The 10,612-nt window shown below is 69.7% G+C and carries 11 protein-coding genes; all 11 read left to right on the top strand.

Features of this window, described 5'->3' with window-relative positions; translation table 11 throughout:
- The first annotated feature begins 35 nt into the window (after window positions 1-35).
- Window positions 36-983, top strand: coding sequence for a hypothetical protein (locus tag FDZ70_02640; GenBank protein ID TLM79767.1), 948 nt, complete (start codon window positions 36-38; stop codon window positions 981-983).
- A gap of 60 nt (window positions 984-1,043) precedes the next feature.
- On the top strand, window positions 1,044-1,364 hold the full coding sequence (locus FDZ70_02635) for an AbrB/MazE/SpoVT family DNA-binding domain-containing protein (GenBank protein ID TLM79766.1): 321 nt from the start codon (window positions 1,044-1,046) through the stop codon (window positions 1,362-1,364).
- On the top strand, window positions 1,361-1,762 hold the full coding sequence (locus FDZ70_02630; GenBank protein ID TLM79765.1) for a type II toxin-antitoxin system VapC family toxin: 402 nt from the start codon (window positions 1,361-1,363) through the stop codon (window positions 1,760-1,762). Before FDZ70_02635 ends, FDZ70_02630 begins: the two co-directional genes overlap by 4 nt.
- 502 nt (window positions 1,763-2,264) lie before the next feature.
- Window positions 2,265-3,923 carry a dihydroxy-acid dehydratase gene (ilvD, locus tag FDZ70_02625; GenBank protein TLM79764.1) on the top strand — a complete coding sequence of 553 codons (1,659 nt, stop codon included), beginning with the start codon at window positions 2,265-2,267 and terminating at the stop codon, window positions 3,921-3,923.
- Window positions 3,920-5,674 (top strand): biosynthetic-type acetolactate synthase large subunit, encoded by a 1,755-nt coding sequence (ilvB, locus tag FDZ70_02620; GenBank protein TLM79763.1) that lies wholly within the window; start codon window positions 3,920-3,922, stop codon window positions 5,672-5,674. Before ilvD ends, ilvB begins: the two co-directional genes overlap by 4 nt.
- Complete coding sequence (gene ilvN / locus FDZ70_02615) at window positions 5,675-6,160, top strand: acetolactate synthase small subunit (protein ID TLM79762.1); 486 nt, start codon at window positions 5,675-5,677, stop codon at window positions 6,158-6,160.
- Between the two features lie 69 nt (window positions 6,161-6,229).
- On the top strand, window positions 6,230-7,228 hold the full coding sequence (ilvC, locus tag FDZ70_02610) for a ketol-acid reductoisomerase (protein ID TLM79761.1): 999 nt from the start codon (window positions 6,230-6,232) through the stop codon (window positions 7,226-7,228).
- Between the two features lie 102 nt (window positions 7,229-7,330).
- A complete protein-coding gene (locus FDZ70_02605) occupies window positions 7,331-8,482 on the top strand; it encodes an alanine--glyoxylate aminotransferase family protein (protein TLM79769.1) in 1,152 nt (383 codons plus the stop codon).
- Window positions 8,483-8,785 (top strand): hypothetical protein, encoded by a 303-nt coding sequence (locus FDZ70_02600; protein TLM79760.1) that lies wholly within the window; start codon window positions 8,483-8,485, stop codon window positions 8,783-8,785.
- A gap of 18 nt (window positions 8,786-8,803) precedes the next feature.
- The gene (locus FDZ70_02595; GenBank protein ID TLM79768.1) at window positions 8,804-10,387 is read left to right on the top strand and encodes a phosphoglycerate dehydrogenase; all 1,584 of its coding nucleotides are present in this window, start codon (window positions 8,804-8,806) and stop codon (window positions 10,385-10,387) included.
- Window positions 10,388-10,400: 13 nt separating this feature from the next.
- On the top strand, window positions 10,401-10,612 hold a 212-nt coding region (locus tag FDZ70_02590; GenBank protein ID TLM79759.1), incomplete at its 3' end, for a hypothetical protein.

The following is a 10,612-nucleotide window of genomic DNA, read 5'->3' as shown; positions in this document are numbered from 1 at the left end:
CGACCGGCTCGAGCGTGGCAACGGGCTCCGCGTCGGTGACCGGCTCCGCCGGCGCGATCGCCGGGGCGGCCGCAACGGGCACGGCTGCGGCCTCGTTCACCCGCGCGGCGAAGGTGGCCTACCGCAAGGACGGCTGGCTGTGGGTCGCGGGCGAGGACGGCACGGGCGCGAAGAAGGTCGCCCAAGCCGCGGCCGGCAGCTTCGCGCTGGCCCCCGATGGCGCCACGCTCGCGTACGAGGACTCCGTGCGCTCGCTGCGGCTCGCTCCGGTCGCCGGCGGCGCGGCGAAGAACGCCGGGCCGATGGTGGCGGGCAGCCCGATCGCGTGGGCGCCGTCGTCGGCGTGGCTGGCGTACGCGGCCCCCACGGGCGTGCGCCGCGTGGACCGCGACGGTTCCGCAGGCGCACCGCTCATCGCGGGTGTGGCTCCGGCGGTGTCGGCCGACGGCGTGCGGGTCGGCGTCGTGCAGGCGCGCGCGGGCCTTCCGGACGCACTCGCGTTCGCGGACTCGAAGGGCGGGCCCGTAGGCGCCGTGACCGGCGCGGAGCACCCGGAGACGTTCGCGTGGCTCGACGCCCGCCGTGTCGCGGTCGTCGTACGCGGCCTCTCGGTCCAGGGCGGCACCGAGTACTCGATCGGCGTCGCCGAGGTGCCCGGCGGCGCGTTGACCGCCGTCACCACGCACGAGGCCGAGGCCCGCGCGGTGCCGACGGCGATGTGCGCCTCCCCGGACGGCCGGCACATCGCCTGGGCTGACCAGGGCGACGACGGCTGGTCGCGAACGTACCTGCTCGATACGCAGGGCGGCTCGCCCGTCCTCGCGTCGAAGCGCTACGACACCTACCCGCTGTGCTGGAGTGCCAATGGGAAGCGGCTGTTCGTCATCGAGGGCAACGCCTGGCAGGGGCAGGCCACGCGGCTCGTCTCCCTGTCGGCCGACGCCACCGACAAGCGTGTGATCGTCGAGGGCGCCGGGCTGTAGCCCTGGATCTCCCGCCCGTTGTGCGGCGTGCGCTTCCTTGCTACACTCGGACGGTAAGGAATGCCGAGCGCAGTAAGGAAGCCGACGATGCCGAGGGCGAAGATCACCTCGAAAGGCCAGGTCACGATACCGCTCGAGGTCAGGGACGCCCTCGAGCTGGGCACCGGAGACTCCATCGTGCTGGAGGTCCGCGGGGACTATGCCGTGCTGCGCAAGTCGCCGAGCCTGGCCGACGTACTCGACCGCATCGACGAGGAGTACCCGCTGCCGGACGGTCCGCTGCCCGGCTGGAACGAGTCGCTCGAGAAGTACTTCGACGAGAACTGGCACGAGGGGGACGCTCCCGCCGTGGTCGTGCGGAGCGGGAAGCGGCCGAAGTGATCCTCGCCGACACGCACCTCGTGATCGCCATGATCCGTCGCACCGACCCGGACCGCGCGGCGCAAGCGCTCGTGCTGGCGGAGCGCCACGCCGCCGCGGGCGAGCCGCTGGTCGTGGCCGAGTGCGTACTCGCGGAGTGCGCGTGGGTGCTGCGCAGCCGGTACGGCATGGCGGGGTGCGACGTCGCCCGCGTCCTGCGCGAGGCTCTGTCCACTCCGGCGCTCGTCGCATGGGACCCGAAGGTCGCCGAGACGGCGCTCGACGTGATGGAGGCCGATCCGGCGCTCGACGTCACCGACTGCATCCTCGCGGCGATGTCCGCGCGCCGCGGCACCGACGTGGCCACGATGGACCGGCGGCTCCTGCGGCTGCTCGAGGGCGGCGACGTGACCACCTGAGCGCCGCCCCCTGAGGCTGCCTCTTCGCGCCGCACTCCCGTTTGCCGCCCCCCGCACGCTCGCGTATACTCCCGCCCACATCCGAATAGCAGCATGGGCGTTGACGGGGAGTAGTAGAGGCCAATCCCAGCCTCAGAGAGCCGGGGACGGTGGAAACCCGGTCTGGGACGCTTCGAATCTGGCCCCCGAGCCACCCGGGACAACGGGCGAGGCGGAAAGCGGCGGACGATCTCCGCACGCAGCCGAGCACAAGTAGGCCGGGTCGGTGGCATCCGTTACCTGCCGCACGAGTGGACGCTCGCGTCGGCAACGGCGCCGCCGCGCGCGTCAATCGGGGTGGTACCGCGGGAGCATTTCGCCTCTCGTCCCTGGCAGGGGCGAAGCGCGCTCATCCGCGGTCCTTTCGTCTCCTGGCGTCCTTCAAGGGCGCCGGACCTGCCACCCCATCTCACACGTTTCGTGCGGCGCGTGACGGCGGCCACCTCGACGAGGGAAGGCACGCATGGAGTCGCGCAGCGAACGCATGAAGCAGGGGCTGGCCAAGTCGCCCCACCGCAGCCTGCTGAAGGCCGACGGCCTCACGGACGAGGAGATCGCCCGTCCGCTGGTCGCCGTCGTCAACTCCGCGAACGAGGTCATCCCCGGCCATCTGATGCTCGGCAGGGTCGCCGAGGCGGTCAAAGCCGGCATCCGCATGGCGGGCGGCACGCCGCTCGAGTTCTCCACCATCGGCGTGTGCGACGGCATCGCGATGAACCACGCCGGCATGCGCTACTCGCTCGCGTCGCGCGAGGTCATCGCCGACTCGGTGGAGCTCGCCGTCCAGGCGCACGCCTTCGACGCGATGGTCATGATCCCGAACTGCGACAAGGTCATCCCCGGCATGCTGATGGCCGCTGCGCGCCTCGACATCCCGACCGTGGTGGTGGCCGGCGGGCCGATGCTCGCCGGGCGGGTGCGCGGGCGCGCGGTCGACCTCGACACCGTGTTCACGGCCGTCGGCAAGGTGGCCGCCGGCACGATGGACGAGACCGAGCTGCTCGAGCTCGAGAACGACGCCTGCCCGACGTGCGGCAGCTGCGCCGGCCTCTTCACCGCCAACTCGATGAACTGCCTCACCGAGGCGATCGGGCTCGGCCTGCCGGGCAACGGCACCGTGCCTGCGGTCTACTCGGAGCGCATCCGGCTGGCCAAGTACGCCGGCATGGCGGTCATGGACCTCATCGCGCGCGGCGTGACCGCACGGCAGATCATGACGCCCGACGCGATCCGCAACGCGATGACGCTCGACATGGCGTTCGGCGGCTCATCGAACACGGTGCTCCACCTCACGGCCATCGCGCACGAAGCGGGCGCCGACATCACGCTCGACGACTGGGCGGCCGTCTCGGCGGCCACGCCCAACCTCGTGCGCATCTCGCCGGCGAGCGACTACCACATGGAGGACCTGTACCATGCCGGCGGCATCCCCGCGATCATGGCCGAGCTCGACCGCAAGGGCCTGGTCCGCCGGAACGCACCGACGGTCTCGGGCAAGACGATGGGCGAGATCGCGGACGCCGCGTGCAACCGTGATCCGCAGGTCGTGCGCTCTGTCGACGACCCGTACTATCCCGAGGGCGGGCTGCGCGTGCTTCGCGGCAACGTCGCGCCCGACGGCGCGGTCATCAAGCAGTCGGCGGTGCCGGCGGACATGCGGCGCATGAGCGGGCCGGCGCGTGTCTTCGACTCCGAGGAGGCCGCGATCGACGCGATCCTCGGCGGGATGATCGTCGACGGCGACATCGTCGTCATCCGCTACGAGGGGCCCAAGGGCGGCCCCGGCATGCGCGAGATGCTCTCGCCGACCTCGGCGATCTCCGGCCGCGGCCTGAAGGTCGCGCTCATGACCGACGGGCGCTTCTCGGGCGCCACCAAGGGCCCGGCGGCGGGTCACGTGAGCCCCGAGGCGGCCGACGGCGGCCCGATCGCGCTGGTCGCCGAGGGCGACACCGTCACGATCGACATCGACGCGGGCCTGATCGAGGTCGCGCTGTCCGATGAGGAACTGGCAGCACGGCGGAGCAGTTGGCAGGCGCCCGAGCCGAAGGTGAAGACCGGGTATCTCGCCCGGTACGCGCGCTTCGTCTCGAGCGCCGACAGAGGGGCGGTGGTGTCATGACGGAACGCATCACAGCGGCACGGGCGCTCGTGCGCGGCCTGGAGGCCGAAGGGGTCGACACCCTGTTCGGCTACCCGGGCGGTGTGGCGCTGCCGATCTTCGACGCGCTGTTCGACAGCGCCAAGATCCGCACGATCCTGCCTCGGCACGAACAGGGCGCGGTGCACGCGGCCGACGGCTACGCGCGTGCCACCGGGCGCGTGGCGCCGGTCGTGGTCACCAGCGGCCCGGGCGCGACCAACACGGTCACCGGCATCGCGAACGCGTACATGGACTCGATCCCGCTCGTGGTGTTCACCGCGCAGGTGGCCACGGCGGTCATCGGTACCGACGCGTTCCAGGAGTCGGACATCACCGGCATCACGATGCCGATCACCAAGCACAACTACCTGGTCACCGAGTCCGAGGACCTGCCGGACGTCGTGGCCGAGGCGTTCCACATCGCCACGACCGGGCGCCCGGGGCCCGTGCTCATCGACGTGCCGGTGGACGTGAGCAAGGGCGAGATCGCGTACAGGTCCCCCGAGGCGGTGAGCCTGCCGGGGTACAAGCCGACGACCCGCGGGCACAGCAAGCAGGTCAAGCAGGCCGTCTCGCTCATCGCCAAGGCGCGAAAGCCGCTGCTGTACGTCGGCGGCGGCGTGCTGGCCTCGGGTGCGTCCAAGGAGATCAAGGAGCTCGCCGAGCTCATGCAGCTGCCCGTCACCACCACGATGATGGGCAAGGGCTGCTTCCCGGAGGACCACCACCTGTGGATCGGCATGCCGGGCATGCACGGCGCCAAGTACACGAACTACGCGATGACCGAGACCGACCTGCTCGTCGCGGTGGGCGTGCGCTTCGACGACCGCGTGACCGGCAAGCTCGCGGCGTTCGCCACCAAGGCCAAGATCGTCCACGTCGACATCGACCCGGCGGAGATCGGCAAGAACAAGGCCGTCGACGTGCCGATCGTCGGTGACGCGAAGGACGTCGTGTCCGCCATCGTGGCCGAGCTGCGCAAGACCGGCGCCGAGCCGCGCACCGAGGCGTGGTGGCGCGTGATCGACGACTGGCGCAAGCGCTATCCGCTCCACTACAGCCACGAGGAGGGCGTGCTGCACCCCCAGCACGTCGTCGAGCGCGTGAGCGAGCTCACCAAGGATCGCGACACGGTGCTGTGCACCGAGGTCGGCCAGAACCAGATGTGGGCGTGCCAGTTCTACACGGTGCGGCGTCCGCGCTGCTGGGTGTCGTCGGGAGGCCTCGGCACGATGGGCTTCGGCCTGCCGGCGGCCATCGGCGCGCAGGCCGGGCGGCCCGAGGCGCTCGTCATCGACATCGCCGGTGACGGCTCGATCCAGATGAACAGCCAGGAGTTGGCCACCGCGGCGCTCAACGGCCTGCCGGTCAAGGTGGTCGTGCTCAACAACGGCTACCTCGGCATGGTGCGCCAGTGGCAGGAGCTGTTCTGGGGCAAGCGCTACTCGGCGTCCGTGCTGAACCAGGACTGCCCGGACTTCGTGAAGCTCGCCGAGGCGTACGGCTGGCTCGGCCTGCGCGTGGACGCGACCGGCGACGTCGACAAGACGTTGAAGAAGGCGTTCGACCACAAGGGCCCGGCGCTCGTGGATTGCCGGGTGGCGCGCGAGGAGATGGTCTACCCGATGGTCGCGCCGGGCGGCAGCATCGACGAGATGCTCGGCGGGGTGCCCGGCGGCCCGATCTCGGAGATGCTCGACGACGCGCTCCTCGAGGAGGTGTGGGAGTAGATGCAGCACACCATCTCGGTGCTGGTCGAGAACAGGCCCGGCGTGCTCCAGCGCGTGGCCGGCCTGTTCGCGCGGCGCGGCTTCAACATCGACTCGTTGGCGGTCGGCGTCACAGAGGATCCGACGCTGTCGCGCATGACCATCGTGGTCAACGCCGGCGACAAGCCGCTCGAGCAGATCACCAAGCAGCTCCACAAGCTCATCAACGTGATCAAGATCCAGGATCTCGACCCGAAGGACATGGTCGACCGCGAGCTCGTGCTCTACAAGGTCAACGCGCCGGCCGAGCGCCGGCACGAGATCATCGAGATCGCCAACGTGTTCCGCGCCAAGATCGTCGACGTCGGCAAGAACTCGCTGACGATCGAGGCGACGGGCACGGCGGACAAGCTCGGCGCGATGGAGGACCTGCTGCGCGCGTACGGCATCAGGGAGCTCGCGCGCACCGGGCGCATCGCGTTGTCGCGCGGCTCGCGCGAGGCGTAGGCACGGCACACGACGGACCGGACGGCCCACTCACGAGGGCCGAGGATGACAGGAAGAAGGAAGGCACCCATGGCGACGATCTACTACGAGAAGGACTGCGACCTGTCGCGGATCAAGGACCGCAAGATCGCGGTGATCGGCTACGGCTCGCAGGGGCACGCGCACGCGCTCAACCTGCACGACTCGGGCTGCGATGTCCGCGTCGGGCTGCGTTCGGGCAGCGCGTCGTGGGACAAGGCGAAGGCCGACGGGCTGAAGGTCGCGACCCCGCGCGACGCCGCGCAGGAGGCCGACATCGTCATGATGCTCGTCCCTGACGAGCTGGCCGCGCACATCTACTACTCCGAGATACACGAGTCCATGACCGCGGGCAAGGTGCTCGCCTGGGCGCACGGCTTCAACGTGCACTTCGGCCAGGTCGAGGCGCCCGAGGGCGTCGACGTCATCATGATCGCCCCGAAGGGCCCGGGCCACATGGTCCGCCGCGTCTACACCGAGGGCTCCGGCGTACCGTGCCTCATCGCCGTGCACCAGGACGCCTCGGGCAAGGCGCGCGAGACCGCGCTCGCGTGGGCGCTCGGCATCGGCGGCGCGCGCTCCGGCGTCATCGAGACGACCTTCGCCGAGGAGACTGAGACGGACCTGTTCGGCGAGCAGGTCGTGCTCTGCGGCGGAACGACGCATCTGGTGCGCGCGGCGTTCGAGACGCTGGTCGAGGCCGGCTACCAGCCCGAGATCGCGTACTTCGAGTGCATGCACGAGCTCAAGCTCATCGTCGACCTCATGTACGAGGGCGGCATGGCCAAGATGCACGACTCGATCAGCAACACCGCCGAGTTCGGCGACTACGAGACCGGCCCGCGCATCGTCACCGACGAGACGCGCGCGGAGATGGCCGAGGTGCTGTGGGAGATCCAGAACGGCGAGTTCGCCAAGAAGTGGATCCTCGAGACCAAGGCAGGTTCGCCGCACTTCAAGGCGATGCGCCGCATCCACTCCGAGCACCTCATCGAGGAGGTCGGCTCCGAGTTGCGCGAGATGTTCAGCTGGCTCCGGACGAAGGCCTAGGCCTTCGCCGGGCCAGCTCGGCGGCATCGAGCGGGCGTGACGCCGCTCATACCGCCGGCCTGCGTCATCGACCGTCCCACCACCGAGGGGAGAACGAACACGATGAAGAAGAAGTACCTGATGACCCCGGGCCCGACCCCGGTCCCGGCCGAGGTCCTGCTCACGCAGGCCGCGCCGATCATCCATCACCGCACGCCGGACTTCTCGGCGGCCTTCAAGCAGTCCATCGAGGGCCTGCAGTACGTCTTCGAGACCACCGGCGACGTCCTGCTGTTCGCCTGCTCGGGCACGGGCGTCATGGAGTCGGCCATCGTGAACTGCTTCTGCGCCGGCGACAAGGTCATCGTCACGCGCAACGGCAAGTTCGGCGACCGCATGAAGGGCATCTCCGAGGCGTACGGCCTCGAGGTCATCGACCTGCAGTACGAGTGGACCGAGGTCGTCAAGCCCGACGACGTCGCCGAGGCGCTGCGGCAGTACCCCGACGCGCGCGGCGTCATCGTCACGCAGTCAGAGACCTCCTCGGGCGTGCTGAACGACGTCAAGGCGATCGGCGAGATCGTGGCAGGCTACGACGACTGCGTGCTCATCGTCGACTCGATCACCGGCATCGGCGCGGTCGACTGCAAGACCGACGAGTGGCACCTCGACGTGGTCATGACCGGCTCGCAGAAGGGGCTCATGCTCCCGCCGGGCCTGGCCGCGTGCACCGTGTCGGAGAAGGCGTGGAAGGCGTACGAGCGCTCGACGCTGCCGAAGTACTACTTCGACTGGATGAAGTACAAGAAGAACATCGAGAAGGACACGACCCCGTTCACGCCGGCCGTGTCGCTCGTGCTCGGCTTGAACGTCGCGCTCGGCATGATCCGCGAGGAGGGGCTCGAGAACACCATCAAGCGCCACTCGATGCTCGCCGAGGCGACCCGGCAGGGATGCGAGGCACTCGGCCTGAAGTTGTTCGCGCCGCCGGAGGGCCGTGGCTCGGCCGTCACGCCGGTGTGGGTGCCCGAAGGCATCGACGGCAAGCAGATCGTCAAGATCATGAAGACGAAGTACGGAGTGACCATCGCGGGCGGCCAGGACGCGTTCGAGGGCCGCATCTTCCGCGTGGGGCACCTCGGCTACTTCGGCGAGTTCGACATCATCACCACCCTGGCAGCGCTCGAGATGACGCTGGCCGAGCTCGGCTACGAGTTCGAGCGCGGCGCGGGCATCAAGGCCGCCGAGGGCGTCTTCATGGAGATGGGCGCGTAGGTGCCGAAGCCGGCGACACCCGCCGCTGCGTGGCTGTTCGCCGGCCCGGCGCTCGCCGCGTGTCTCGCGTACCTCGCGGCGAGCTGGATGCTCGCGTTGCCGGGCGCGGGCGTGCTGGCGTCGCCCCCGTGGTTCCACGCGGACGGCGTGGGCGCCGCGCTGCTGCTCGCCCTGGCTCCCGCCGCACTTGCGTGGGTGCCGGGGGTGCGGGTGGCACGCCCGCTCGCTCAAGGGACCAACCCGGGACCGGCGGCCTCACCGCCCGTTCCGGTCGACAGCGTGGCCGCAGGCGCGGCCGGGTAGCGGAACAGGAGCGTGGACATGTACCGGGTACTGGTCGCTGAGAAGATCGCCGCGAGCGGCATCGACCTGCTCAAGGAGGAGTTCGAGGTCGAGGTCAAGACGGACCTGACGCCCGAGCAGCTGGTTGCCGAGATCCCCGGCTACCACGGTCTCATCGTCCGGTCGGCCACGCGCGCGACGCGCGAGGTCATCGAGGCCGGCACCGACCTGAAGATCATCGGGCGCGCCGGTGTGGGCATCGACAACGTAGACGTCACGGCCGCCACCGAGCGCGGCATCATCGTGTGCAACGCGCCGACGTCCAACATCGTGTCGGCCGCCGAGCACACCGTCGCGCTCATGCTCTCGATGGCGCGCAACATCCCGCAGGCCAACGCCTCGATGAAGGAAGGCAAGTGGGAGCGCAGCAAGTTCACCGGCACCGAGCTGTACGAGAAGACGCTCGCCATCTTCGGCCTCGGGCGCATCGGCTCGCTCGTGGCCGAGCGCGTCCGGCCGTTCGGCGTCCGCATGATCGGTTTCGACCCCTACACCAGCCCTGAGAAGGCGCAGGCCATGGGCGTCGAACTCATCGATGACATCGACGAGATCCTGGCCCAAGCCGACTTCATCACGGTCCACCTTCCCAAGACGAAGGAGACCATCGGGATGTTCGGCCCCGACCAGTTCGCGAAGATGAAGGACGGCGTGCGCCTCATCAACACAGCCCGCGGCGGCATCTACCAGACCGAGGCGCTCGCAGAGGCGCTGCGCAGCGGCAAGGTCAAGGGCGCGGCCGTGGACGTGTACGAGGTCGAGCCGTGCACCGACTCGCCGCTGATCGAGTTCGGCAACGCCATCCTGACCCCGCACCTCGGCGCGTCCACTGCCGAGGCCCAGGACCGCGCCGGAGAGCAGATCGCCGAGTACGTGGGCGCCGGCCTGCGCGGCGAGATGGTCCCGACCGCGGTCAACATCGCGCCGGTGCCGCCGGAAGTCTACGAGAAGGTCGGCCCGTTCATCGGACTCTCCGAGTCGCTGGGCAGGATCCTCGCGCAGACCGCCAAGACCGGGATCGAGTCGATGGAGATCATGTGCATCGGCACCCTGGCCGAGACGGACACGCGCATCCTCAAGACGGCGGTGCTCAAGGGCCTGCTGTCGGTGATCGGTGCCGAGTCGGTCAATTTCGTCAACGCCGACTACTACGCCGAGCAGCGCGGGATCAAGGTCGTCGAGTCGAAGCGAGCCGAGACGCACGACTACGTCGCGATGGTTCTGGTCAAGACCGAGACCCCCGAAGGCGACCTCGAGATCGGCGCGACGCTGATCGGCAAGAAGAACGAGCCCTTGCTGGTCTCGCTGTACGGCTTCGATCTCGACATGCAGCCGAGTGGGCACATGTCCTTCTTCCTCTACGAGGATCGGCCGGGGATGATCGGCAAGGTCGGGACGATCCTCGGCAAGAACGCCGTCAACATCGCCGCCATGCAGGTGGGACGCAAGAAGATGGGTGGCAGCGCCCTGATGGGCATCAACGTCGACACGCCCGTTCCCGATGACGTGCTCCAGCAGATCGTCGCCGAGGCTGGCATCGAGAAGGCCTGGAGCGTCGAGCTCTAGGCGGATGGGCGGCGTGTCGCCAGAGGGCGCAGTCGAGGGGGCCGGCCGGTCCGGCTTCCTCGCGCGCCCCGGCGCGCGCGACGCCGTCGCGTTCGCGCTCGCGCTGCTGACGTACGTGGCCGTCGGCGGTGGGCTGATCGACCCCGACTACGCGCCGGCGACGGTGACGGGGATCGCGCTCGGCGTCGTCGCCGGGCTGGCGGCGGGGTCGGTGCCGTGGGCGGC

Source organism: Actinomycetota bacterium (assembly GCA_005774595.1).
Classification (GTDB): Bacteria; Actinomycetota; Coriobacteriia; order Anaerosomatales; family D1FN1-002; genus D1FN1-002.
Note: the sequence above shows the minus strand (reverse complement) of the source record. Positions and strands in the feature narration are given on the sequence as shown.